Source organism: Terrabacter sp. Root85 (assembly GCF_001429185.1).
GTDB lineage: Bacteria > Actinomycetota > Actinomycetes > Actinomycetales > Dermatophilaceae > Terrabacter.
In genome coordinates, this window is the sequence record NZ_LMIW01000013.1 from 24,663 (window position 1) to 49,639 (window position 24,977).

Annotated in this window: 23 protein-coding genes; 13 read left to right on the plus strand and 10 right to left on the minus strand. The window is 72.9% G+C overall.

What is annotated here, in order from left to right:
* Nucleotides 1–62: 62 nt before the first annotated feature.
* From ASE25_RS19305 to ASE25_RS19325, 5 genes are all read right to left on the minus strand, one after another.
* Complete coding sequence (locus ASE25_RS19305) at nt 63–2,519, minus strand: carboxypeptidase regulatory-like domain-containing protein (RefSeq protein WP_056827061.1); 2,457 nt, start codon at nt 2,517–2,519, stop codon at nt 63–65.
* 150 nt (nt 2,520–2,669) lie between these two features.
* Nucleotides 2,670–4,364 (minus strand): DUF885 domain-containing protein, encoded by a 1,695-nt coding sequence (locus ASE25_RS19310; protein WP_056827062.1) that lies wholly within the window; start codon nt 4,362–4,364, stop codon nt 2,670–2,672.
* A 74-nt stretch (nt 4,365–4,438) separates the two neighbouring features.
* On the minus strand, nt 4,439–6,124 hold the full coding sequence (gene pknB / locus ASE25_RS19315; RefSeq protein WP_056827063.1) for a Stk1 family PASTA domain-containing Ser/Thr kinase: 1,686 nt from the start codon (nt 6,122–6,124) through the stop codon (nt 4,439–4,441).
* A 54-nt stretch (nt 6,125–6,178) separates the two neighbouring features.
* Nucleotides 6,179–6,406 (minus strand): acyl-CoA carboxylase subunit epsilon, encoded by a 228-nt coding sequence (locus ASE25_RS19320; RefSeq protein ID WP_056773157.1) that lies wholly within the window; start codon nt 6,404–6,406, stop codon nt 6,179–6,181.
* Nucleotides 6,403–8,067, minus strand: coding sequence for an acyl-CoA carboxylase subunit beta (locus ASE25_RS19325; RefSeq protein WP_056827217.1), 1,665 nt, complete (start codon nt 8,065–8,067; stop codon nt 6,403–6,405). The genes ASE25_RS19320 and ASE25_RS19325 overlap by 4 nt, the downstream gene beginning before the upstream one ends.
* Nucleotides 8,068–8,091: 24 nt before the next feature.
* Between ASE25_RS19325 and ASE25_RS19330 the strand changes: the two genes are divergently transcribed.
* The 8 genes from ASE25_RS19330 (at nt 8,092) to purE (ending at nt 15,264) form a co-directional block, all read left to right on the plus strand.
* On the plus strand, nt 8,092–8,982 hold the full coding sequence (locus ASE25_RS19330) for a biotin--[acetyl-CoA-carboxylase] ligase (protein ID WP_056827218.1): 891 nt from the start codon (nt 8,092–8,094) through the stop codon (nt 8,980–8,982).
* A gap of 7 nt (nt 8,983–8,989) precedes the next feature.
* Nucleotides 8,990–10,138 carry an adenylate/guanylate cyclase domain-containing protein gene (locus tag ASE25_RS19335; RefSeq protein ID WP_056827064.1) on the plus strand — a complete coding sequence of 383 codons (1,149 nt, stop codon included), beginning with the start codon at nt 8,990–8,992 and terminating at the stop codon, nt 10,136–10,138.
* Nucleotides 10,139–10,158: 20 nt separating this feature from the next.
* Nucleotides 10,159–11,004 (plus strand): enoyl-CoA hydratase/isomerase family protein, encoded by an 846-nt coding sequence (locus tag ASE25_RS19340; RefSeq protein WP_200959185.1) that lies wholly within the window; start codon nt 10,159–10,161, stop codon nt 11,002–11,004.
* Nucleotides 11,005–11,112: 108 nt separating this feature from the next.
* Complete coding sequence (locus ASE25_RS19345; RefSeq protein ID WP_056773162.1) at nt 11,113–11,790, plus strand: response regulator transcription factor; 678 nt, start codon at nt 11,113–11,115, stop codon at nt 11,788–11,790.
* Between the two features lie 2 nt (nt 11,791–11,792).
* Nucleotides 11,793–12,821, plus strand: coding sequence for a sensor histidine kinase KdpD (locus tag ASE25_RS19350; RefSeq protein ID WP_056827065.1), 1,029 nt, complete (start codon nt 11,793–11,795; stop codon nt 12,819–12,821).
* 41 nt (nt 12,822–12,862) lie between these two features.
* The gene (locus ASE25_RS19355; RefSeq protein ID WP_056827066.1) at nt 12,863–13,516 is read left to right on the plus strand and encodes a GtrA family protein; all 654 of its coding nucleotides are present in this window, start codon (nt 12,863–12,865) and stop codon (nt 13,514–13,516) included.
* Between the two features lie 21 nt (nt 13,517–13,537).
* Nucleotides 13,538–14,734 (plus strand): 5-(carboxyamino)imidazole ribonucleotide synthase, encoded by a 1,197-nt coding sequence (locus tag ASE25_RS19360; RefSeq protein ID WP_056773171.1) that lies wholly within the window; start codon nt 13,538–13,540, stop codon nt 14,732–14,734.
* Complete coding sequence (gene purE, locus ASE25_RS19365; protein WP_056773176.1) at nt 14,731–15,264, plus strand: 5-(carboxyamino)imidazole ribonucleotide mutase; 534 nt, start codon at nt 14,731–14,733, stop codon at nt 15,262–15,264. The genes ASE25_RS19360 and purE overlap by 4 nt, the downstream gene beginning before the upstream one ends.
* Before the next feature lie 55 nt (nt 15,265–15,319).
* Here purE and ASE25_RS19370 read toward each other — a convergent pair whose 3' ends face one another.
* Together ASE25_RS19370 and ASE25_RS19375 are read right to left on the minus strand one after the other, a co-directional pair.
* The gene (locus ASE25_RS19370; RefSeq protein WP_056827067.1) at nt 15,320–15,997 is read right to left on the minus strand and encodes an alpha/beta fold hydrolase; all 678 of its coding nucleotides are present in this window, start codon (nt 15,995–15,997) and stop codon (nt 15,320–15,322) included.
* A gap of 7 nt (nt 15,998–16,004) precedes the next feature.
* Nucleotides 16,005–16,469, minus strand: coding sequence for a CoA-binding protein (locus tag ASE25_RS19375; protein WP_056827068.1), 465 nt, complete (start codon nt 16,467–16,469; stop codon nt 16,005–16,007).
* A 74-nt stretch (nt 16,470–16,543) separates the two neighbouring features.
* Between ASE25_RS19375 and ASE25_RS19380 the strand changes: the two genes are divergently transcribed.
* Nucleotides 16,544–17,563: an LLM class F420-dependent oxidoreductase gene (locus ASE25_RS19380; protein ID WP_056827069.1), complete on the plus strand. Its 1,020-nt coding sequence runs from the start codon at nt 16,544–16,546 to the stop codon at nt 17,561–17,563.
* 86 nt (nt 17,564–17,649) lie between these two features.
* On the opposite strand, the gene ASE25_RS19385 is transcribed toward ASE25_RS19380, so the two are convergent.
* The 3 genes from ASE25_RS19385 to ASE25_RS19395 are packed head-to-tail and all read right to left on the minus strand — an operon-like array spanning nt 17,650 to nt 20,257.
* Nucleotides 17,650–18,438 (minus strand): SDR family oxidoreductase, encoded by a 789-nt coding sequence (locus ASE25_RS19385; RefSeq protein ID WP_056827070.1) that lies wholly within the window; start codon nt 18,436–18,438, stop codon nt 17,650–17,652.
* On the minus strand, nt 18,435–19,220 hold the full coding sequence (locus ASE25_RS19390; RefSeq protein WP_056827071.1) for a cytidylyltransferase domain-containing protein: 786 nt from the start codon (nt 19,218–19,220) through the stop codon (nt 18,435–18,437). Before ASE25_RS19390 ends, ASE25_RS19385 begins: the two co-directional genes overlap by 4 nt.
* On the minus strand, nt 19,217–20,257 hold the full coding sequence (locus ASE25_RS19395; protein ID WP_235508757.1) for a Gfo/Idh/MocA family protein: 1,041 nt from the start codon (nt 20,255–20,257) through the stop codon (nt 19,217–19,219). The genes ASE25_RS19390 and ASE25_RS19395 overlap by 4 nt, the downstream gene beginning before the upstream one ends.
* Before the next feature lie 100 nt (nt 20,258–20,357).
* Here ASE25_RS19395 and ASE25_RS19400 point away from each other — a divergent pair, with 100 nt between their 5' ends.
* The 4 genes from ASE25_RS19400 to ASE25_RS19415 all read left to right on the plus strand — a co-directional run bounded on the left by ASE25_RS19400 (nt 20,358) and on the right by ASE25_RS19415 (nt 24,975).
* Nucleotides 20,358–21,794 carry a lipopolysaccharide biosynthesis protein gene (locus ASE25_RS19400; RefSeq protein WP_056827220.1) on the plus strand — a complete coding sequence of 479 codons (1,437 nt, stop codon included), beginning with the start codon at nt 20,358–20,360 and terminating at the stop codon, nt 21,792–21,794.
* 63 nt (nt 21,795–21,857) lie between these two features.
* On the plus strand, nt 21,858–23,279 hold the full coding sequence (locus ASE25_RS19405; RefSeq protein ID WP_235508758.1) for a hypothetical protein: 1,422 nt from the start codon (nt 21,858–21,860) through the stop codon (nt 23,277–23,279).
* On the plus strand, nt 23,276–23,920 hold the full coding sequence (locus ASE25_RS19410; protein ID WP_056827073.1) for a NeuD/PglB/VioB family sugar acetyltransferase: 645 nt from the start codon (nt 23,276–23,278) through the stop codon (nt 23,918–23,920). Before ASE25_RS19405 ends, ASE25_RS19410 begins: the two co-directional genes overlap by 4 nt.
* Nucleotides 23,917–24,975, plus strand: a complete 1,059-nt coding sequence (locus ASE25_RS19415; protein WP_056827074.1) for an N-acetylneuraminate synthase family protein — start codon at nt 23,917–23,919, stop codon at nt 24,973–24,975. Before ASE25_RS19410 ends, ASE25_RS19415 begins: the two co-directional genes overlap by 4 nt.
* Nucleotides 24,976–24,977 lie beyond the last annotated feature (2 nt).

The following is a 24,977-nucleotide window of genomic DNA, read 5'->3' on the forward strand; positions in this document are numbered from 1 at the left end:
GAACGCCGACGGCGCCGCCCCCGGGGAGGCAGCGCCGTCGGTCGCCCACGTGGGACCGAGCGTCAGCCGATGGCTGCCGTCTGCGTCGAGTAGACGGACCTCGTGAGGTAGCCGGACTTCGCGCCGATGACGCGGACCTTGACGTACGTGCCCTTGTCGGTGCTCGTGAGCTTGTACGTCTTCGCGGTGGCCCCCGAGATCGCCGCGCCCGACCGGTACCACTGGTAGGTCATGGTCGTCGGGGCCGGGCTCCACGTGCCGAGGTTGGCCGTCAGGGTGTAGCCGACCCGCTGCGTGCCTGACAGGGTCGGGGTGGGCGCCGTGAACGAGCCGAGCACCGCGGTCGTCGCCGCAGACGTACGGGCGACCGTCGTGTAGCCGGGCTTCGTGCCCGTCACCTTGACGGTCATCGCCTTGGTCTGGTCGGTCGCCGTCAGCTTGTACGTGCTCGCCGTGGCGCCGGAGATCGCGACGCCCGAGCGGTACCACTGGTAGGCCAGCGTGACCGGCGCCGGGCCCCACGTCCCGGGGACCGCCGTGAGGGTGTAGCCGACGGCCTTGGTGCCGCTGATCGTCGGCGTCGGGGCGGTGAGCGTGCCCGCGGCGACGGCCGTCGTGGCCGCAGACGTCTTCGACGTCGAGGCGTAGCTCGCCTTGGAGCCGGTGACCTTGACGGTCATCGCCTTCCCCAGGTCGCTGGCGGTCAACGCATACGTGGTCGCCGTGGCACCCGAGATCGCGACGCCCGAGCCGTACCACTGGTACGCGAGGGTGACCGGAGTCGGGCCCCACGTGCCCGCGGCCGCGGTGAGGGTGCTGCCGACCTTCGCCGTGCCCGTGACCGTCGGTGTCGTGCCGGAGACGGTGCCGGCCAGCACGACCGGACCGGTGGCGTTCACCTGCAGCGTCGCGCCGTCGAGGTAGGCGCTCATCCGCAGCGTGATGCGCTGGCCCACCATGGCGCTCGTCAGGGCCAAGGGGGACAGGCCGCCCCACATGGTGTCCTGCGGCACGCCCCCCACGACCCAGGTGTAGCTCGGCGACCAGTCGCCGGCAGGCGAGATGGCGCCGTGCGAGGCGTTGAGCGACGTGCCCGCGACGCCCGATCCGGTGATCGTCAACGGGCTCGCCAGCGTCGGCGCCGTCGACCGGATCTCGACGCCGTTGGAGTAGTACTGGGCGCTGCGGTAGCCGCTCAGCGTCCCGGTGACCCGGGCGAGGACGTACGTCCCCAGCAGGTCGCTGGTCACGGTGAACGTGCGACCGGTCGCACCCGGGATCGCGACGAAGCCGGTGCCGGCGCCGTTCGGCTTCATCCACTCGTAGGTGAGAGCCACGCCGGAGGGGGCCCACGTGCCCGGGTCGACGGTGAGGGTGCTGCCGACGGTGGGGGTGCCGCTGACGAAGGGCTCACGGGCGGTGAGGCCCTTGCCGGCGACGGGGAGGACGATCGTGAGATCGCGTCGCCGTGTCTCGGTCGTCACGGTGAACGGGGTGGCCGTGGCCTCCGTCGTCGCCCCGTCCCAGCAACGGTCCTGGTACCGGGTCGTGGGTGCCCAGTTGTCGTACCACGTGTCCGAGACGCAGAACTTGTACGTCGTGCCGACCTCGGTGCCCACGGCGACGGTGCCGCCTGCGGAGGTGAGCTTGGGGCCGTACTGCTGGCCCAACCAGTCGCCCTCGGCGGGACGGTACTCGAGCAGGTCCCAGTTGATGTTCTGCAGGGGGTTGCCCGCGGAGTCGGTGACCTTGACGACGACGCCGGTCCACGGGTCGAGGACGAAGTTCACGCCGGTGACCGTCACGCCCGCGGGCACCGACCAGTCGACGTAGTCGGGCGTGCTTGCGGTGCCGTTCCAGGACTCGTTCTCGTAGAGGTTCTGGCCCGAGGTGTCCTCGGCCATGAGGTTGCTCGGACCGGCCTCGACGCCGGTCAGCGTGAAGGTGCCGTCGGCTGCGGGCCTGGCCGTGACGAGGTTGCCCCCGGTCGACTTCGAGATGCTGATCTCGGAGGCCGTGATCGGCTGCCCCGAAGTGTTCTTCACCGTGCCCTTGATCGTCGAACGGCGGTCGAGCCGGATGTCGGCGACCGTCGCGGTGGTGCCGGCCGTGACGGGTGTGGCGCTGCCGAAGGCGCCCTGGTTCGCGTACCACTCGATGCCCCACTGGGTGGCGCACGTCATCGTGCCCCAGCAGCCGGCCTGGATGCGGTACGGCCCCGGCGCCGAGAAGGTCGCGGTGTAGGTGCCGTCCGACGCGTAGGCGATGGTGCCGGCGTCGTCGTAGTTGGCGTCGTAGACCCAGACGCCTGCGTCAGGCACCCCGACGACGGTGCCGGTCGAGCTGAGTCCGGTGACTCGACCCTTGATGGTGTAGGTGGCGGCGCTGGCGGACGGGGCTGCCAGTGGCAGCACCCCGAGCGCGACGGTGGCGGCGGTCAGCACGGTCAGGAGGCGGCGCGCAGCACGGCGCGCGATCGTCCCCCGGGCCCGGCCGACCGCAAGGCGGTGGCTGAACACTGTTGTCTCCCCTGTATGAGCTGTGTCGGCGTCCGCGCTCTCGTCGGACGCGACGTCAGCATAGGTGCGCGCCGACGCGGTGACCATGGGGAGCGGTGCCCGGGACGGAGGAGGCCCCCGACCGCTGGGGTCGGGGGCCTCCTGAGTCCATCAGATCTCCTGCAGAACCGCGCCGCGCAGGGTGTCGAGACCCACGCCGCCGATGTCGAGGGCACGGCGGTGGAAGGCCTTGAGGTCGAACGCGTCCCCCTCGCGCTGCTTGACCTCGTCGCGCAGCTGCAGCCACAGGCGCTCGCCGATCTTGTAGCTGGGCGCCTGGCCCGGCCAGCCGAGGTAGCGGTTGAGCTCGAAGCGCAGGATCTTCTCGTCCATGAAGCCGTAGCGGGTCAGGTAGGTCCACGCCTTGTCGTAGTCCCACGCGCCGCCACCGACCTCCTCGGGGGCGTCGAACCCGCAGTGCACGCCGATGTCGATGACGACGCGCGCGGCCCGAAGGGACTGTCCCGCAAGCCAGCCCATTCGGTTGCCCGGGTCGTCCATGTAGCCGAGCTCGGCCATGAGCCGCTCGGCGTAGAGGGCCCAGCCCTCACCGTGGCCGGACGTCCACGCCTCGAGGCGACGCCACTTGTTGAGCAGCTCGGAACGGTAGACCGTCTGCGCGACCTGCAGGTGGTGGCCCGGAACGCCCTCGTGGTAGACGGTCGTCAGCTCGTTCCACGTCCGGAACTCGGTGTTGCCCTTGGGCACCGACCACCACATGCGGCCGGGCCGGCTGAAGTCGTCGGACGGGCCGGTGTAGTAGATGCCACCGGTCTGCGTCGGGGCGATCATGCACTCGATGCGCTGGACCGGCTCGGGGATGTCGAAGTGGACGTCCGTCAGGTCGGCGATGACCTCGTCAGCCCGCTCCTGCATCCAGGCCTTGAGCGCGTCGGTGCCGTGCAGGGCGTAGCGGTCGTCGGCGTCGAGGATCTCGACCCCTCGCTGCACGCTCGCCCCGGCCTCGAGGCCCTCGGCGATCTCACTCATCTGGGCGTGCAGGCTCGCCACCTCCTGCTGGCCCCAGCGGTAGGTCTCCTCGAGGTCGACCGTGGCGCCGAGGAAGTAGCGCGACTCGAGCCGGTAGCGCTCGATGCCGCAGGCGTCGGCCTCGGGGGCGTGCGGCAGCAGCTCGCGCTCCAGCCAGTCGGCGATGTCGGCGTAGGCCGCCGCGGCCACCTTCGCGCCCTCCGCGAGCTGGTCCCTGACCTCGCCCGCGAGCGGCGTGTCACCCACGGTCGCGTCGGCCACGACCTTGGCGAAGTAGCCGTCGTCCGCCACGAGGTCGCGCGACTGCTCGGCGCAGGCCTCGACCTGGCGGCGCGGAGAGACCTGTCCGCGCTCGCGGGCGAGGAGCAGCGACTCCTGGTACCCCTCGAGCGCGGCCGGGATCTTCGTGAGGCGGACGGCGAACGTGCGCCAGTGGTCCTCGGTCTCCTGCGGCATGAGGTCGAAGACGTCGCGGACGGCCTGGAGCGGGGACGCGAGGACGTTGAGGGACATCTCGTCGAGCCCGGCGGCATACCGGTCCTCGGAGAGCCGGAGGCGCTCGGTCATGGCGTCGACGGTGACCCGGTCGACGTCGTCGGTCGGGCTCGCGGCGGCGAGCCGGGCCAGCGTCGTCCGGCGCAGCTCCGAGGCGGCGGCGTTTCCGGCGGGGGAGAGGTCGTCGAGCTCCTCCTCGGCGCCGGGGACGCCGAGGAAGGTCGCGTTGATGGGGCTGAGGGCGACGGACGCGTCGAAGTAGGTCTCCGCGATGCGGTCGACGTCGGTCTGGGGTCGCGCGGTCTGGGTGTTGGCGGTCACCCGGCGAACGTAATCCAGCCCGCGGTCACGTGCCAGTGCATTGTGGGCGCCGGTTCGCGACCCCGGCCGGTGGCTCAGCCGTCGCCGTCGGACGAGCCGCCCTTGGCATCGCCCGACACGACGAGCACGACGATCCCGTCGGCGGTCTGGGCGCCCGCCGACGGCCAGGTCGCGAGGACCTGACCGCTGTCGCCGTCGGACGGGACGGTGAGCCGTGTGACGCGGACGTCCTCGCCGCCGAGGGACTTCTCCGCGTCCTTGGCGCTCGTGCCGACGAGACCGTCGGGCACGACGAAGGAGGAGTTGACCCGGTCAGGGGCGTGTCCGCGGCTGACGACGAGCGCGACGGTCTGCCCCTTCGCCATGGGCTGCCCCTCGGCGGGGTAGCTGCCCATGACCGCGCCGTCCGGCTGCGTCGAGCGCACGAGCACCCAGCGCACGTTGACACCGAGCCCGATCAGCTCGTTGACCGCGGCGTCGCGCTGCTGGCCGACGAGGCCGCCGGGGACGGTGCTGCCGTCGGACGGCGGGGCGGTCGTGGACGGTGCGGGCGTCGGCTTCTGGGAGGTCGCCGACGGGCGCGTGCCGGGAGCGGCGGACGTCGGCGCGTCCGAACCCGACAGCAGGACGTAGCCGAGGATCCCGACGAGTGCCACGACGGCGACGAGGAGCACCCAGACGACGGGGCTCGGGCCGGACCGGCGGCGGCTCGCCGCGTTCGAGCGTCGGGTGACGGCCGGCCCGCGAGGGACGGGCCGGGCCGAGGCCGTGGCATCGGCGTACGCCGTGGGCGCCGGGTGGACGGCGGTGCGCTCGCCGCCCGCGAGGACACCGACGGTCGGCATCATCGCCGTGCTGGCGCCGCCGGCGCCGAGGTCGAGCACCGAGGTCGCCTCGCCGGCCGGCAGGGCCCGGGTGGCGGCGTCGGCGCGCATCTCGTGACCGACCAGCGCGGCAGCCATGGCGTCGGCATCGGCGTAGCGGTCGGCCGGTGACTTGGCCGTGGCGCGGACGACGACCTCGTCGAGGTTCGCGGGCAGGTCGGCGACGCGCGAGCTGGGCAGCGGCACCGGCTCGTCGAGGTGGCGCATCGCGATCGCGACCGGGGTGTCGCCGTCGAAGGGCACCGAGCCGGTCAGCATCTGGAAGAGCAGGATGCCGAGCGAGTAGAGGTCGGACGACGGCGTCGTGGCCTCGCCCCGGGCCTGTTCGGGAGCGACGTAGGCGGCCGTCCCCATCACGGTGCCGGTATCGGTGAGCGACGCCTGCCCGAGCGCCCGGGCGATACCGAAGTCGGTCACCTTGACGGTGCCGTCGGGACGGATGATGACGTTGCCGGGCTTGACGTCACGGTGGACGACACCGGCGCGGTGGGCGGCGCCGAGCGCTGCGCAGACCTGCTCGGCGACGCGGACCGCGTCGCCGGGGGTGAGCCGGCCGTGCTCCCGGATCACGTGGGCGAGGTCCTGGCCCTCGGCATACTCCATGACGATGAAGTGGGAGTCGCCGTCGACGCCGTAGTCGTAGACCTGGGCGATGTTCGGGTGGGAGAGCGCGGCGGCCGTCAGGGCCTCACGGCGGAAGCGCTCGACGAAGTCGGGGGAGTCAGCGAACCCAGCGGCGAGCACCTTGACGGCGACGAGCCGGCCCAGGCGGTCGTCGGTCGCGAGGTGCACCTCACCCATGCCGCCGACGGCGATGCGCTCACGCAGGGAGTAGCGCTCGGCGATCCGGACGGTGGGGCTCGACTCGACAGACATGGGCAACGAGCGTAGGGCAGCAGGCCGGGTGACGGCCAACCGAAGCGTCTCGCGTCAGCGCGGCAGACCGGTGCGGCGCCACCCGCCGTGGCGTGCCGAGGGCCCGACGAGCCGCCATGACGGGTCGGACCACGCCGAGCGGGCGTGCTCGGGTGCGGGCTCGTCCCCACCGAGGGCGGACAGCACGGCGACGAGCGCCGCGACCTCCTCGGGGGTCGGGTGACCCGAGATGCGGATCGTGGGCGCGACGTCGGCGGCCTCGGGGGTCGTGGGATCGGTCACAGCGGGATGTTCCCGTGCTTCTTGGGCGGGAGCGTCTCGCGCTTGTTCTGCAGGGCCCGCAGGGCGCGCGTGACGTTCATCCGCGTGTTGGAGGGGCTGATGACGGTGTCGATGTAGCCGCGCTCGGCCGCGACGTACGGGTTGGCGAGCGTCTCCTCGTAGTGGGCGATGAGCTCCTGGCGCTGGGCGTCGACGTCGCCGCCCCGCTCCGCGGTGTGCTTGAGCTCCTTGCGGTAGAGGATGTTGACGGCGCCCTGCGCGCCCATGACGGCGATCTGCCCGGTCGGCCACGCGAGGTTGATGTCGGCGCCCAGGTGCTTGGAGCCCATGACGTCGTAGGCGCCGCCGTAGGCCTTGCGCGTGATGACGGTGATCTTGGGGACCGTGGCCTCGGCGTATGCGTAGATGAGCTTCGCGCCGCGGCGGATGATGCCGTCCCACTCCTGGCTCGTGCCGGGCAGGAAGCCCGGCACGTCGACGAGCGTCAGGACCGGGACGTTGAAGCAGTCGCACGTGCGCACGAACCGCGCGGCCTTCTCCGACGCGTGGATGTCGAGGCACCCCGCGAACTGGAGCGGCTGGTTGGCCACGATGCCGACCGACATCCCGTCGATGCGGGCGAAGCCGGTGAGGATGTTGGGCGCGAAGAGGGGCTGGACCTCGAGGAACTCGCCGTCGTCGACGAGGTGCTCGATGACCTGCTTCATGTCGTAGGGGACGTTCGGCGAGTCCGGGATGCACGTGTCGAGCCAGCGGTCGTCGTCGGTGACCGACAGGTCGGCCTCGCCCTCGCCGTACGAGGGCGGGGTCTCGAGGTTGTTGCTCGGCAGGTAGGACAGGAGGGCCTTGACGTAGTCGATGGCGTCCTGCTCGTCGGTGCCCATGTAGTGCGCGACGCCCGACTTGCTGTTGTGCGTCAGCGCGCCGCCGAGCTCCTCGAAGCCGACGTCCTCGCCGGTCACGGTCTTGATGACGTCGGGGCCGGTGATGAACATGTGCGAGGTCTGGTCGACCATGACGGTGAAGTCGGTGATGGCGGGGGAGTAGACCGCCCCGCCCGCGCACGGGCCCATGACGAGGGAGATCTGGGGGATGACGCCGGAGGCGCGGACGTTGCGGAAGAAGATCTCGCCGTAGAGGCCGAGCGAGACGACGCCCTCCTGGATGCGGGCGCCGCCGGAGTCGTTGAGGCCGACGACGGGGCAGCCGATCTTCATGGCGAAGTCCATGACCTTGACGATCTTCTCGCCGAAGACCTCGCCGAGCGATCCGCCGAAGACGGTGAAGTCCTGGGCGAAGACCGCCACCTGGCGGCCGTCGACCATGCCGTAGCCGGTGACGACGCCGTCGCCGTAGGGGCGGTTCTTGTCCTGGCCGAAGTTGTTGCTGCGGTGCCGGGCGTACTTGTCGAGCTCGATGAAGGTCCCCTCGTCGAGGAGCATCTCGATGCGCTCGCGGGCGGTCTTCTTGCCGCGGGCGTGCTGCTTCTCGACCGCGCGCTCCGAACCGGCGTTGGCGACCTCGGCGACGCGCCGCTTGAGATCGGCGAGCTTGCCGGCGGTGGTCGTGAGGTCGGGCCCCGGGGCCGCCTCCGCCTGTGGTGTGGCGCTCTCCGGCGACGTGCTGGTCGGCTGTTCTGCGACGGCGTGATCGGTGGCCATGCTCGGCACTCTAGCCTTGTGGACGTGCGCGATTCGCTCGACATCGAGACTGTGAGTGCGGCCTTGGTCACGTCCGGACGGCCGTGGCGCGAGGTGGAGTTCCACCCGGCCCTGGGGTCGACGAACACCCGGCTGCGGGAGCTGCTGACCGGGACGGCGGAGCAGACGGGGGCGTATGCCGCCGCGCGGGCTCTCGAGGACCGCGGACTGTGGTGGGTCGTCCTCACCGACCACCAGACCGGAGGACGCGGCCGCCTCGGCCGGGCCTGGACGGTGCCAGACCGGGCCTCGCTCGCCGTCAGCGTCGCGGTACCGGTCGCCGACCCTGCCCAGGCGGGTTGGATGCCGCTGCTCGCCGGGCTCGCGCTGTCGCGAGCGGTGCGCCGGGTGACCGAGGCGACCGGCGCCGCGCTGACGGCCCGGCTCAAGTGGCCCAACGACGTGCTCCTCGTCGAGGACGGCGACCGCAAGCTGAGCGGCATCCTCTGCGAGCTCGTCACCGTCGGCTCCGGTCAGGCGGTCGTCGTCGGGACCGGCGTCAACATCGACCAGACCCGGGAGGAGCTGCCCGTCGACACGGCCACGTCCCTGGCGCTCGCCGGCGCCCGGGTGAGCCGGGAGGACCTCCTCGTCGCCTACCTCGACGAGCTCACGGCCGTGCTGGCCGGAGCCGGAGTCGGCACCGACGCGGCGGGTGCGTCCGGCGCAGCGGAGGTGCGAACGGCATACCGCGCGGCCTGCTCGACCATCGGGCTGACGGTGCGGGTGCACCTGCCGACGGGTGACGCGGTCGAGGGAACCGCTGTCGGCGTCGACGACGACGGCGCCCTCGTCGTGCGCACCGACCACGGCGTTCGGACCTTTGCGGCCGGTGACGTCGTCCACGTCCGGCCCGCGGCCGGTGGACTGGCATGATCGGGCCATGACCGAGCCGGGCACCCGAGGCACCCAGGGCGCCGACGGCCCCGAGCCCGTCGCGCGGGTGAGCGAGGACTACACGGAGCGGCTGCTGGGGCGTCCGCTCGAGCTGCGCCGCCGCGAGGTGAGCCGCGGCGCCGAGGTCTCCCTGCTGTCCGCACGCAAGTTCTGGCACGCGCTGGGCTTCCCCGTCGTCGACACCGACGACGAGCTGTTCACCGAGGCCGACCAGAAGGCGCTCGCCGCCGTCGCGGGCATCGTCCGGGACGGGCTGCTCGACGAGCCGACGGCGCTCGCGATGACCCGCGCCTTCGCCCGGTCGGCCGACCGTCTCGCAGGCTGGCAGTCGCAGCTCATCGCCGAGGCCGTCGAGAACCACATGAGCGCGGTCCTCGCCGACGAGGCCGACGACGACGAGCACGAGTCCCGCTCGGTGCCGAGCCTCGAGACCGCCACCGAGACGGCGAAGCGCCTCGCGGTCCTCACCGACCGCCTCGAGCCGCTCCTCGTCTACGCCTGGCGCCGGCACCTGTCGGCCACCGTCGCGCGCATGCTCGCCGACGCCGACCCCGAGTCCTACGGCATGACGAAGATGCGCTCGGTGGGCTTCGCCGACCTCGTCAACTTCACGGCCCTCGTCCGGCGGATGTCCGAGCGCGACCTCGCCCGGCTCGTGTCCCGCTTCGAGGCGCTCTCGGCCGACGTCATCACCGCGCACGGTGGCCGGCTCATCAAGACCGTCGGTGACGAGGTGCTCTTCACGACGATGGGCGCCGCGCCCGCAGCGGCCATCGCGCTCGACCTCGTCGACACGATGACCGACGACGACGTGCTGCCCGACGTGCGGTGCGGGATGGCGCGCGGACCGATCATCTCCCGCCTCGGCGACGTCTTCGGCACCACGGTCAACCGCGCCTCGCGCCTGACCGCCGTGGCCCAGGCCGGGAGCGTCCTCGTCGACGCGACGATGGCGCGCGAGCTCGCGAGCCTCTCCGGCTTCGAGCTGACCGGCCAGCGCCGCCGCATCCTGCGCGGTGTCGGCCCCGTGACCCCCTCGCTGCTGCGCCGGGCGACGTCCGCCGGCCGCCGCTCCGTCTCGGGCGAGCCGCTCCCCGACACCTCCCACCGAGCCCCGTCGCGCACCGACGCGTGACCCCCGAAGGAGACCTTCGTATGCCGTCAACGCCGACCGCAGCCGACGCCACCGCGAGCGCGGGGCCGGGTGAGCCCACCCTCGTGCGCGTCGAGCGCTTCGAGGACCCGGACCTCGCGCACGTCGCCGAGATCGTCCTCGACCGGCCCGAGGCGATGAACGCCGTGTCGACGGCGATGGCCCGCGCCATCGCTGCGGCCACGGCCCGGGTCGCGGCGGACGAGTCGGTGCGCTGCGTCGTGCTGACCTCGAGCCACGCGAAGGCGTTCTGCGTCGGCGCCGACCTCAAGGAGCGCAACGGCTTCTCGGACGCGGACCTCATGGAGCAGCGCCCGATCGCCCGGGCGGCCTACACCGGCGTCCTCGACCTGCCGGTGCCGGCCATCGCCGCCGTCGACGGCTTCGCGCTCGGGGGCGGCTTCGAGCTGGCCCTGTCGTGCGACCTCGTCGTCGCGGGAGAGGGCGCCGTCGTCGGCCTGCCGGAGGTGAGCGTCGGGGTCATCCCTGGTGGGGGCGGCACCCAGCTGCTCGTGCGCCGGGTCGGGTGGTCGCGGGCGGCCAGGGCCATCTTCACGGCCGCGCGTCTCCCGGCCCGCGAGGCCCTCGAGCTGGGCGCCGTCGACGAGGTCGTCGCTGCCGGGACGGCACGTGAGCGGGCCCTGGAGCTGGCCCGGACGATCGCGGCCAACTCGCCCGTCGGGCTGCGGAACGCCAAGCGCGCCATGCGTCTCGGCGCCGACGTGGGTCTCGATGCGGGCCTGGAGATCGAGGACGGCTGCTGGCGCGCGACGGCCTTCTCGGGCGACCGCCGCGAGGGTGTGGCCGCCTTCGCGGAGAAGCGGCGCCCGGTCTGGCCCGGTCGCTGAGGCCCCATCTGCCGTGTCGCAGGGGCGTCAGGGTGCAAAACGGGTGGTTGTCGATAGGCTCACGACGGTCGGTGCACCCCCGGGCCGGCAGATCCTGAGGACGGTGACATGACCCGAGTGCTCCTGGCGGAGGACGACCCAGCCATCTCCGAACCGTTGGCGCGTGCGCTGCGGCGAGAAGGCTACGACGTCGACGTGCGCGAGGACGGTGTCGCTGCGCTCGACGGTGCCAAGGAGAACCCCGACCTCGTGCTCCTCGACCTCGGCCTGCCGAAGATCGACGGGCTCGAGGTGTGTCGCCGCATCCGGGCCGAGGGCCGCGCCATCCCCGTCCTCATCCTCACGGCCCGCGCCGACGAGGTCGACACGGTCGTGGGGCTCGACGCCGGCGCCGACGACTACGTCACCAAGCCGTTCCGCCTCGCCGAGCTGCTCGCACGGGTGCGGGCCCTGCTGCGGCGCACCCCCACCGAGGCCGTCCCGTCCGGTGAGCTGGTCCGCATCGACTCCGACGGCCGTCGCGCCTGGTTCAAGGGCGAGGAGCTGCAGCTGACGGCCAAGGAGTTCGACCTGCTGCGGGTGCTCGTGCGCGAGCAGGGCAAGGTCGTCTCGCGCGAGCAACTGATGCGCGAGATCTGGGACACCGCGTGGTTCGGGTCGACGAAGACCCTCGACATGCACATCTCGGTGCTGCGCCGGAAGCTCGGCGACGACGCGACGTCCCCGCAGTACATCGCCACCGTCCGTGGCGTCGGCTTCCGCTTCGAGCGCCCCCAGGTCGACTGACCGTGCGCCGGGTGCTCGACCGGATGGCGCTCGTCGTGGCCGTCGTGTGCGCCGGGCTCGTCGTGCTGCTGTCGACGGCGGTCGTCGCCTGGGCCGTGACGCAGCAACCCGGCACCGTCACCGCCTGGATCGCCTCCGACCCGTCCGTGGGGATCGCCCGGTTCGGGGCCGTCATGCTCGGGATCGGCGCGCTGAGCGGTGGCGCGGCCTACGTCGCAACCCTGGGCACCCGGGCGCACGTCGAGCAGTCCTCCCAGGAGCTCGTCCACCTCGCCACCCGCTTCGCCGCGGGGGAGGCGCGCCTGACGCCGGTGCACTCGGACATCGACGAGATCGACCACGTGTCGGGCGTCATGACCCGTCGGGCCCACGACATGACGAAGTCGCTCGCGGCCGAGCGCGACTTCGCCGCGGACGCCTCGCACCAGCTGCGCACCCCGCTCACGGCCCTGCTCATGCGGCTCGAGGAGATCTCCGAGACCGACGACGCCGAGGTCGTCAAGGAGGAGGCGACGATCGCGATCGCCCAGGTCGAGCGGCTGACCCGCGTCGTCGACGACCTGCTCGGTCGCACCCGCGGCTCCGGTGGGCCGTCGCCGGCCGTGTCGCTGGACTCCGTCATCGCCGCCCTCCAGCGGGAGTGGCAGCCCGCCTTCGAGCAGGCCCGCCGCTCGGTGCGGGTCCGTGGCGAGCGCGGCCTCTTCGTCCGGTCGACGCCGGTCGCGCTCTCGCAGGTGCTCTCGACGCTCCTCGAGAACTCCCTCGTCCACGGACGGGGCACCGTCGACGTGCATGCACGTCGTTCGGGCCCGTCGGTCATCGTCGAGGTCAGCGACCAGGGCGACGGCGTGCCCGCCGCCATGGCCCCGCACATCTTCGAGCGCTCGGTCAGCAGCGGAGCCGGGGGCAGCACCGGACTCGGGCTGGCCCTCGCCCGCGACCTCGCGGAGTCCAACGGTGGTCGCCTCGACCTCGTCCAGGCCCAGCCGGCGCGCTTCGCCCTCTTCCTCTCCGAGGCCGAGACCGACTGAACGCCGACGGGACCCCCTGTCTGCCGGGGTAGGGTGCCCCGGTGAGGCGCCTGCATGAGTTCCTGTTCGTGCGCCACCGGCACAACTGGCTGCTGCTGCTCCGGTTCGCGGCCGTGGGCGTCTCGGGCGTGCTCGTCAACCTCCTCACCCTCGTCGTCGTCAAGAAGCTCGGGCCGAGCTTCGACCAGGCGATCGTCGGCGTCCCGGGCACGGAGTTCAACGTCCGCTGGTACCACGTCTACTCGACCATCGCCTTCCTCGTCGCGAACCTCTGGAACTTCCAGCTCAACCGCACGTGGACCTTCCGCACGACCAAGCACGCCCGCTGGTGGCACGAGTACTGGCCGTTCCTCGCCGTGGGCCTGCTCGGTCAGGTCATCGGCCTCGTGCTGCTGACGCTCCTCATGCACCTCGACTCACCGATCCACCTCTCGCCGACGGTCTTCGACGACTCCACGGGCTTCCGCACCCGGCTCTACTGGGCGCAGCTCATCGTCATCGCCGTCGTCACGCCCGTGTCGTTCGTGCTCAACAAGCTGTGGACCTTCGCGGCCGTGCGTGCCCACCACCCCGACCTCGCCGACCCCAGCCACGTCGAGGCGGTGCTCTCCGACGAGGGGGACGAGGCCGCCGGCTCGAGCGACGCGGACCGGCGCGCCGGAGCGGTCCCGGGGCGCCACGACCCGCTCCGCTGACGGCGACTACGCTTAGGCGTCGTGACCCAGCCGAAGCGCGCCCCCGGAGGATTCCCCGTCGTCGGCGTCGTCGGCGGCGGACAGCTGGCCCGCATGATGCAGGGCCCCGCCGTCGAGCTGGGCGTCCAGCTGTCGGTGCTTGCCGAGAGCGACACCGCGGCAGCGGCCCTCGTCGTGCCGAGCTCACCGGTCGGTGAGCACACCGACCTCGAGACGGTCCGCGCCTTCGCGCAGCACTGCGACGTCGTCACCTTCGACCACGAGCACGTGCCGCCGGCCGTCCTCGAGGCGCTCGAGGCCGACGGGGTGGCCATCCACCCCACGCGCGCCGCCCTCAACTTCGCCCAGGACAAGCTCGCGATGCGCGAGCGCCTCACCGCCCTCGGGATCGCGTGCCCCCGGTGGGCGCGTGCCACCTCCGCCGAGGAGGTCACCGCCTTCGGTGACGACGTCGGCTGGCCGATCGTCGCCAAGACCCCGCGCGGCGGCTACGACGGCAAGGGCGTGGCGGTCGCCTCCTCGGCCGACGACCTCGCGGACTGGATCTCGCGGATCGGCGAGCCCGGCCCGCTCGAGCACGGCCTGCTCCTCGAGGAGAAGGTCGACTTCGTGCGGGAGCTCGCCGTCCTCATCGCCCGCAGCCCGTCCGGCCAGGCCGCGGCGTGGCCCGTCGTCGAGACGGTCCAGACCGACGGCGTCTGCACCGAGGTGCTCGCCCCCGCCCCGGCGATCGACCCGGACCTCGCGTCGGTGGCCACCGAGGCCGCACTGCGCATCGCCGGCGAGCTCGGCGTCACGGGCGTGCTCGCCGTCGAGATGTTCGAGGTGCGCCCCGGCACGGGCGGCACGTCGGCCTACGTCGTCAACGAGCTGGCGATGCGTCCGCACAACAGCGGTCACTGGTCGATGGACGGAGCCGTCACCGGACAGTTCGAGCAGCACCTGCGTGCCGTGCTCGACCTGCCCCTCGGCGACCCGCGCCCCCGGGCGCCGTGGACCGTCATGGCCAACGTCCTCGGCGGCGACTACGAGCACCTCTACCCCGCGTACCGCCACATCATGGCCCGCGACCCCGGCGCCAAGGTGCACGTCTACGGCAAGGGCGTGCGGCCCGGCCGCAAGATCGGGCACGTCAACGTCAGTGGAGCCGACCTGGACGACGCCCGCGAGCGCGCCGGGCACGCGGCCGACTACCTCAGAGGAGTGATCACCGAATGACCGAGAGCACCGAGCCCGTCGTCGGCATCGTCATGGGCAGCGACAGCGACTGGCCCGTCATGCGCGAGGCAGCCCGTGCGCTCGAGGAGTTCGGGATCCCCTACGAGGCCGACGTCGTGTCGGCCCACCGGATGCCCGACGAGATGATCGCCTACGGCCAGGACGCCGCCCGGCGCGGCCTCCGCGTCGTCGTCGCCGGCGCCGGGGGAGCGGCGCACCTGCCCGGGATGCTCGCGTCGGTGACGCCGCTCCCGGTCGTCGGGGTGCCGGTGCCCCTGAAGTACCTCGACGGCATGGACTCGCTGCTCTCGATCGTCCAGATGCCGGCCGGCGTGCCGGTCGCGACCGTCTCGATCGGCGGCGCCCGCAACGCGGGCCTGCTGGCGGCGCGCATCGTCGGCACCGGCTCCGACGAGCTCGCCGCCGACGTCCGCGAGCGCATGATCGCCTTCCAAGCCGACCTGCGCGACGAGGCGCACGCCAAGGGAGCGTCGCTGCGCGAGCAGGTCGCCCGCGGCCTCACCGACTGAGCCGGCGCCGCTCCCACGGGCGACCAGGGACCGGGCAGACGGCAGACGCCCTCGGTCAGCCCGGCGGCGCGAGGAAGCCGCGCACGGCCGCCGTGAACACGACGGGCTGGTGGGCGTGGACGAGGTGCCCCGCGTCGATGCGCACGAGGCGACCGTCGGCGACGGTCTCGGCCATCTCGGCGACGTGCTCGGCCGGCATGGGGCTGCTCGGGCCGCCCCAGACGACGAGGGTCGGGGCGGTGACAGCGGCGACGACCTGCGGCCACCCCGGGTCGGGCTCGTCGATCTGCGCGCGCACCTGGAGCACCGCCTCCCAGTCGACGGCGAGGTCGCCGTCGGGGCGCTCCGGCGGGCGGGGGTCGCGAGGGTGGGGGACCGGCACGTCCTCGAGGACGAGGCGCCGGACGAGGTCGGGGCGACCGCTCGCGAGGACGCAGGCGACGAGGCCTCCCAGCGAGTGGCCGACGACGTCGACCGGACGGCCCTGCTCGGCCGCCACGGAGTCGGCCACCATGACGACGTCCTCGGCCAGCTCGGCCAGCGCATAGCTGCCGGGCCAGGGGCTCTCGCCGTGCCCGCGCAGGTCGACGGCCACGACGAGGCGGTCGACGGCGAGACCGGCCGCCACGTCGGCCCAGTCCGCCGACGTGTCGCCCGTGGCGTGCACGAGCAGGACGGAGGGCAGCCCGCTCGGCACGCCCCAGCGCTGCTCGTGGAGGACGACCGCCGCCATCGTGGCGTCAGTCGGTGACGGCCGAGGCGCCGTCACCCGGCTGGATGCGGGGGTACTCGATCTTGGGGCAGGTGTCCATGACGACCGCGAGTCCGGCCGCCTCCGCGCGAGCGGCGGCCTCGTCGTCGATGACCCCGAGCTGCAGCCACAGCGCCTCGATGCCGAGCCGCTCCCGCTCGGCGATCGCCTCGTCGACGACCTGCCCGACGCGGCCGCTGTTGACGAAGCAGTCGACGACCTTGACGACGGTGCCGTCCGGGATGTCGGCCAGCGTCGCGTAACCCGTCGCGCCGTGCACCGTCGCCGCGCTCGGGTGCACAGGCACGAGGCGGATGCCGAGCTCGCGCTGGAGCCACAGGGACACGCGGTAGGCGGTGCGGTCGGGGTTGTCACCGAGACCGACGACGGCCCACGTGGCCGGGGTGTGGAGCAGGTCCCGGATGACGTCGGGGTCGTTGTGGTGCGGACTCATCCCGTCATCTTCACACGTCTGCGTGCCGGGATCGCGCCCCGACGGGGTCCAGCCGACCGTGGTTGGATGGCGGGATGCGATTCGGAATGTTCGTTCCCCAGGGCTGGCGTATGGACCTCGTCGGCATCGAGCCGGCCCAGCAGTGGGAAGCCATGGTCAACCTCGCCAAGCACGCCGACGACGGAGACGTCTTCGAGTCCATCTGGGTCTATGACCACTTCCACACCGTGCCGCAGCCCTCGAGCGAGGCCACGCACGAGGCGTGGTCGCTCATGGCGGGCTTCGGCGCCGCCACGAGCCGGGTGCGGCTCGGGCAGATGTGCACGTGCATGGCCTACCGCAACCCCGCCTACCTCGCCAAGGTCGCCGCGACCGTCGACGTCATCTCCGGCGGCCGCACCGAGATGGGCATCGGCGCCGGCTGGTACGAGCACGAGTGGCGCGCCTACGGCTACGGCTTCCCCAAGGCGGGCGACCGCCTCGGCGCGCTCCGCGAAGGCGTCCAGGTCTTCCGCGACATGTGGACGAAGGGCTCGGCGACGCTCGACGGGAAGTACTACCAGGTCCACGGCGCCCTCTGCGCGCCCCGTCCCCTGCAGGGCACGAGCCACCCTGGCAGCGCACTCAACGGCATCCCGATGTGGATCGCCGGCGGCGGCGAAAAGGTGACGCTGAAGATCGCGGCGGAGTACGCCGACTACACGAACTTCGACGGCAGCCCCGAGGGCTTCGACCACAAGAGCGCGATCCTCAAGGGCCACTGCGACGACCGCGGTCGCGACTTCGGCGAGATCGTTCGCTCGGCCAACTACAACGTCGTCATCGGCGAGACCGACGCCGACGTCGAGGACCGCCTCCAGTTCTACGGCGAGCTGCTCCGCAAGGGCGGCGTGGCCGACGACAAGGCCGCCGCTGCCGTCGAGGACCTCCGCAAGCAGCCCGCCGTGGGGACGCCCGACAAGATCGTCACGATGCTCAAGGACATGGAGGCCCGCGGGATGACGTATGCCATCACCTACTTCGCGGAGGCCGCCTACGACCGCTCGGGCATCGAGCTCTTCGAGCAGACCGTCGCTCCCGAGCTCACGGCCTGACGCTCCCGCTCCGAACCCGCCGTTCGAGGTGATGCCGGCACCCACGTGGGTGCCGGCATCACCTCGATCCGGGACGGAAGGGTGGCCTACCAGGCGGTCCAGCCACCGTCGACGGCGACGACCTGACCGGTGACGTAGGCGGACGCGTCCGAGGCGAGCCACGTGACGACGCCGCGGAAGTCGTCCTCGGTGCCCATCCGGCCCAGCGGCGTGAGCTGCTCGTAGCGCTCGACGAACGACTCGTCCTGGCCGCGCGCGATGCCCCCGGGGGCGAAGGCGTTGACCCGCACGTCGGGCGCGAGCACCGTCGAGAGGTAGCGCGTCAGCTGGGCGATGCCTCCCTTGCTCGCCGCGTAGGCCGCGGGGTTGCCCATCCGGGTGCCCTCGTAGAGACCCATGTTGGGCCCGACGAGACCGTAGATGCTCGACACGTTGACGACGCTCCCGTGACCTGAGGCGGCAAGGAGGGGCGCGAGCTGCCGGGTCAGCGAGAAGGGTGCCGTGAGGTTGAGGGCCAGCGCCATCGCGAAGGCGTCGTCGGTCTGCTCCTCGAAGGGAACGGCATACCCGGGGACTCCGGAGGTGCCGGTGAACGCGGCGTTGTTGACGAGGACGTCGCAGGCGCCGAGTCCACGGACGACGTCGACGACGCGCGAGATCCCTTGCGGGTCAAGAAGGTCGGCGCCGACGGGGACATGGTCGCTGCCGGGGAGCGCAGCGGCGGCTGCCGCGCAGCTCTCCTCGTCGAGGTCGACGACGACGACGCGGGCACCCGCCCTCGCCAGGGCGTCGGCGAGCACGCGGCCGAGCGGTCCGGCGCCCCCGGTCACGACGGCCGTGCGTCCGGTGAGCGCCGTCGTGGGCGTGGTCGTCATCGTGGGTCCTCCGTCTGGGCGATCGGGGCGGCGACGTCGAGCCACGGCAGCGTGATGAGCCCGGCGCCGATGAGGGCCTCGATGAGCCGGAACTCGTACTCGTCGTCGATGGAGAAGGCCTGGGCCTCGGGGATCTCGAGCCCTTCGTGGGTGCCCTCGTCGAACCACGAGCTCTCGAGGCGGCGCACGAAGTCGGCCCGCCAGAGGTAGAAGTTGCCGTTGATCCGCAGGAACCTGCCGACGTCCTGCCGTCGGGTGACGCCCGTGCCCGCCTCGAAGTAGCGGGAGAGCGCGCCGTCGCGGGACCCGTCGGGGCGCACGCCCACCCACACCGGGTTGAAGGTGGGTTCGGAGACGCTGATGACGCCGTCGAGGGCGGGCGTCGTGGCGAGGCGTCGGACGGCCTCGGCCAGCTGGGACGGCACCCGGGAGGGACTCGTCGGGTCGAGGAGGAGCACCGCGTCGTAGGAGCCGCCCTCGTCGCTCTCGACCCACTCGAGGGCATGACGCACGACCGGAGCCATGGGGGTGTCGTCGGCCGCGAGCTCGGCCGGGCGCAGGAACGGGGCTTCTCCACCGTGGGCGCGCACGACCTCGGCGATCTCGGCCGAGTCGGTCGTCACGACGCAGCGGGTGACCTCCGGCGTCATCGCCGCAGCACGGATGCTGTGGGCGATGAGGGGCAGGCCCCACATCGGACGGATGTTCTTGCCGGGCAGGCCTTTCGAGCCGCCACGTGCCGGGATGACCGCGAGGACGCGGGGCGGGGTGTGGTCGGTCACGAGCCGTCCTCGGTGTCGGGGTCGGGGTGGGGGCCCTGCGACGCCAAGGCCCTGGCCTCGTCGCAGAGACGGACGGCGTCGATGCCGTCGCCCAGGGTGGCCGGCGCTCCCCGGGCGATCCGCTGAGCCGCGGGGGACCACGGCTTGAGGTCGAGGGCCGCCCGCGCCTGGGTGCCCATGACGATGTCGCGGTCCAGGTCGTGCTCGAAGACCTGCTCGCTCACCTCGCCGTCGGAGGTCGTGTGCCGAACCATCGCGCGCGTGACGTCCCACTCGAGGATGCCGTCCGAGGTGTGGATGACGACCCCGCGCGACGTCGGGCGGGTGACGTAGTCGAGCCGCGCGGTCACGGTGAAGCGGTCGCGGGTGGTCCAGAGCAGCGTGGCGGCCTGCTCGGCCTCGATGTCGAGCGGACCGCTCGTCTCGAGGAACGAGCCGACGAGGTCGGGGCGGCCGAAGAGCACGCCGGCGTAGTCGATCTCGTGGACCATGTCGCGCAGCACACCGCCCTCGTCGCCACGGGCGGAGTAGGACTCGCGGTAGTCGCGGTCGGGCCGCCAGTCCGGCAGCCACGACTGCGAGCGCACGTGGGCCGAGGCCGGTCCGTCGATGCGGCCGACGAGCCGGCGCAGGTGGCGGAAGGCCTCGTGCGCCCGGAGCGGCGCGGCGACCCAGATGTCCTGGGCTCGCGGGTGGGCGCGGAGCACGGCCGCGTCGCGGGCCGACCCGGCGACGGGCTTCTCGACGAGGACCGACGCCGCACCGGCGTCGAGTGCCAGGACGGTGTCACTGACGTGCCGGGCGGTGTCGGTCGCGACGACGACGAGCGCGCCCGGCAGGGCGCCCGGGCCCGTCGCGTCGTCGAGCAGGCGCGCGCCGGTGACGTCGTCGACGGCGCCCGACCCGAGCCCGCGGTCGCGGACCGGCCAGAGCGCGACGTCGGCGCCCTCCTGCCGGAAGACCCGCGCGTGCCGCTGCCCGATGGAGCCGGAGCCGCGCACGACCACGGGCATCGACGACGGAGACGGGCTGGGCACACCTGCAGGCTAGAGGACGGCGCCGCGCACCGCTCAGGTCGCCGGGCACGACGCGGGTGGCTGAGCGGTGGGCCGGCCCCGCACCGGTACCTTCGAGCCTGTGACGAGCACGCCCGAAGGCACCGCGCCCACCGCCGCCCCCGCGAGCGGCTCGCTCGGAGCGCACTCGGTGGTCTACCTCGTCGGCACGGCGCTGCAGGGCCTCGGCGTGCTCCTCGTCCTGCCCTTCGCCACCCGGGTGCTCGGCGCCGTCGAGTTCGGTCGCGTCGCAACAGGTCTCGTCGTCGTGCAGATGGTCGGCACCATCGCCGCCGCCGGACTGCCGCAGGTCGTGCTCCGCGAGCACCACCGCGGTGCCGAGGGCCCACGGGTCGCGCGGGCCCTGGCCGGGACGATGGTGCTGCTGGCCCTCGGGCTCGGTGTCGTCGGCCTCGCGCTGGCACTGCTCCTCTCCGCCACCGGGCACGCGGACCTCCGACAGTGGGTGCCGCTCGTCGTCGCCGCGGTGGCACTGACGACGGTCGTGGCCGGCCAGACGCTGATGCGGGCGCGCCTCCAGCCCTGGGGCTTCCTCGCCCTCGCCGTGCTCGCCACCGTCGGGGCACAGCTCGCGGGACTCCTGGCGGCGCGGGGCGAGCCGACCGCGGGGACGTACCTCACGGCATACGTCGTCGTCGTCGTGCTGGCTGCCGTCCTCGCCCTCGTCCTCGGCCGTCCGCTGCCGCCCACGGTCGAGCGCGAGCGGGTCCGGGCGGGCATCCGCCTGGCCACGCCCCTCCTGCCGCAGGCGGCCGCGATGCTCGGCCTGCTCTCCGGGGACGTGCTGCTGGCCAGGGTGCTCGTCGGCGAGGCCGGGGCGGGCAGCTACCAGGTGGCGCTGCAGCTCGGGAACATGCCGTTCGTGCTCGCCGTCGCCCTCTTCAACGCGTGGGGGCCGCTCGTGCTCTCGCACCCCATCGACCGCCGCTGGGCGTGGACGGCCCGCACGGGCACCGCCCTGACGACCGTGGTCGCGGCGGGCGCGGCGGGGGTGGCGCTGCTCGGGCCGTGGCTCGTCGCCGTCATGGCCGACCCCGGCTTCGACCACGTCGCCATGGTCGGCGCGCTCGGGATCATCTGCACCGTGTCGGTGTCGTACATGCTCTACCAGGGCTCGTCGCTCGCCGTGCTCGACGCCGAGCGCACCGGCCGGCTCGCCTGGGCCGCGCTCATCGCGCTCGCGGTCGTCGTCCTCGTCGCGCTCTGGCTCGCGCCGCGGTCGGGCGCGACGGGTGGGGTCGTCGGCGTCGCGATCGCCAAGGCCGTGGGCTACGTCGTGCTCATGGCCCTGACGACGTGGTTCGCGCGGACCCACTCGCCGATGCGCTGGCCGCCGCGGGTGGCCGTCGTGGCGCTCGCCGGTGTCGCGCTCGCCCTCGTGGGTGCGGTGCTGCCGCTGGAGGGGCCGGCTGCGTGGGTGCGCGTCGCACTCGCCGCCCTCGTCGGGGCGGGCGCCGTGGCCGTCGCGCCGCGGATCCTGCGCGTGCTGCGCGGATAGGATGAGGCGCTCGCCCGGCTCGCCTCGATCCGGCACGCACCGACACGCAGGAGAGACGCTTTCGTGGTGACACCGCTCGTCCACATGGGGTTGGGCTACGACGACCTCCTCGTCCCGGCCCTCGTGCACGCGGGTTTCGAGACGAAGGACCTCATCCTCGTCGTCCGCACGGACGCCAACCTCGCGTGGGTGCGCCGGCACGCGCCGCGCGCCACGACCGTCCGGCTGCCGTATGCCGCCGCGCGCAAGGCCAACGTCGTCAGTGGCCTCGCGCCCCACGCCGCCCTCAAACGGGCCTGCGCCGGGGTGGGTCTCGACCCCCTCGACCTGCTCGTGTCCGAGCGGGCGTTGCGCCGCAACCGGGTCGACACCGCGATGAACTTCCTCAACCTCGCCGCCGAGGAGCTCGAGGCGGCCATCGAGGGTCGCGGCCCCCTCCTGGCCCTCGTCGAGTTCACCGTGACGTCCGAGCTGCTCACGGCCGGCCTCGTGACCCACCACGGTGGCCTCGCGACCTGGCCGCGCGGCATACGCCTCCCGTCCGACCGCTTCGGCCTCATCGGCGCGCCCAAGGGGATCACCCTGTGGGAGCGGCAGGTCGAGGACCCGTCGGCCCTCGCCGCCGGTCAGGCCTTCATCGACACGTGGCGGGCCGAGCACGGCCGGCCGATGGGCTTCGCCCGCAACCTCGAGGTCGAGACCGGCCAGGAGATCTGGCGGCTCGCGAGCGACCGCATCAAGGAGTTCGCCGTCGACCGGGGTGCGAACCTCCAGCTTCCCCGGCCCTCGGACTACGCCCGGCTCCCGTGGCTCAACCCCGTCAAGGCGCGGCTCAACCTGCGCGAGTACCAGGACCGTCGCTGGGACCCGGTGCCCGAGAAGTTCGTCTTCCTGCCGCTGCAGGTGCAGCCCGAGTCGAGCGCCGACGTCATGGGCCAGGAGTGGCGCGACCAGGCCTACACCGCCCGCGTGCTCGCCGAGGCGCTCGCACCACTCGACATCGGGGTCGCCGTCAAGGAGCACGCGCACTTCATGTGGCGCCGCGACCCCGACTACTGGCCGCAGTTCGACGCGCACCCCAACATCGCCACGATCGACCCCTTCGCCGACTCGCGCGAGCTGATGAAGCAGGCGGTCTTCACCGTCACCGCCACCGGCACGGTCGGCCTCGAGGCGGGGCTCCTCGGCCTGCCCGTCGTCACGGGCGCCGAGATGCCGTGGAGCGGCCTGGGCAACGTCGCGCAGCTCGAGTCGCCCGACGACCTGACCCGGTTCGTCGCCGACCGCGGCTGGGAGTCGCTGCGGGCCGACCAGGCCTCGATCGACGAGTGGTTCGTCCACGACTACGTGCGCAACTCGTGGGAGGGCCTCGTGCTCGACCCGCCGCGAGTGCCCGCCGTGCTCGAGCCCGACAACATCCGCAAGGTCGGCGGCGCGCTCGGCGAGGCCGCGGCCTCGCTCGGCCACCGGGGCGGACCCGCATGACGGGCGACGGCACCGGCTGGGTCGTCCTCGGCGCCGGCGGCCACGCGCGCTCGGTCGTCGACGTCCTCGAGCGCGCCGGTCACGCCGTCGTCGCGGTCTCGGGCGCCGTCCCGGCAGGCGCGTCCTGGCACGTCGACGTGCTCGTCGACGACCGTCAGGCCTTCGAGCTCCTCGCGGCGCAGGGACTCCACGCGGTCGTCGCCATCGGTGTCAACCGGGCTCGCGCGCGGCTCGTGCGAGAGCTCGTGGCACGCGGGATCTCGGTCCCGCCCGTCGTCGCCGCGACCGCGACGGTCTCTCCCCGCAGCGTCCTCGGGGCCGGTTGCGTCGTGCTCGAGCACGCGCACGTCGGACCCTCGAGCACCCTCGGTGAGGCAGTGGTCGTCAACACCGCGGCGGTCGTCGAGCACGACTGCACCGTCGGCGTCGGCACCCACGTCGCGCCCGGGGCGGTGCTCCTCGGTGCCGCGTCCGTGGGCGAGCTGACCCTCGTCGGCAGCGGCGCACGCGTCCTTCCCGGCGTCACGGTCGGGTCGGGCGTCACCGTCGGGGCCGGCGCCGTCGTCACCACACCCGTCGCGGACGGCGAGACCGTCGTCGGCGTCCCCGCAGCCACGCGCCCCACCGGAGGCACCGCATGAGCGACCACCTGAACGCCGTCCACCCGGTCGCGATCGGCGATGTCGAGGTCCCGACCCCCGGTGACGTCTACGTCATCGCCGAGGCCGGGGTGAACCACAACGGCGACATCGAGCTGGCCCACCGCCTCGTCGACATCGCGGTCGCGTCCGGCGCGGATGCGGTGAAGTTCCAGACGTTCTCACCCGACAAGCTCGTCTCGTCTGCGGCCGCGACGACGCCCTACCAGCGTGACCGCGGGGGTAGCGCCGACCAGCGCAGCCTGCTCGAGGCCCTGACCCTGCCCAAGGAGGCGTGGGTCGAGCTGCGCGACCACGCGACCGAGGCGGGGACGACCTTCCTGTCGACGCCCTTCGACCTCGACAGCGCCGAGATGCTCGTCGATCTCGGGCTGCCCGCGCTCAAGGTCAGCTCTGGAGAGCTGACGAACCTGCCCTACCTGCGTGAGATGTCCCGACTCGGGGTCGTCCTGCTCGTCTCGACGGGCATGGGCACCCAGGACGAGGTCGAGGCGGCCGTCGAGGCCTGCGCCGACGCGCCGGGCCTCGTCCTCTTCCACTGCGTGTCGGCCTACCCGGCACCGGTGGAGGAGTGCAACCTGCGGGTCATCCCGCGCCTGACCGAGCTGCACGGCATACCCGTGGGGTGGTCCGACCACACGCCCGGGCTGACGACGGCGCTCGGCGCCGTGGCGCTCGGGGCGCCGATCCTCGAGAAGCACTTCACGAGCGACCGCACCCTCCCCGGCCCCGACCACCTCGCCAGCCTCGAGCCGGACGCGCTCACCGACTACGTCGCGACGACGAAGCAGCTCGCGCTGGCGCTCGGCGACGGCGTCAAGGTGCGCATGCCGTCGGAGGAGGAGAACGCCGTCCTCGTCCGGCGGTCGTGGCACGCGGCGCACGCGATACCGGCCGGCACGGAGCTCGCGGGCACCGACCTGCACCTGCTGCGCCCCGAGGGCGGCGTCAGCCCCGCCGTCGACATCCGCGGACGCGTCCTGGCCCGCGCGGTCGAGGCCGGAGCCCCGGTCACCGACGCCGACCTCGTCGGCTGACC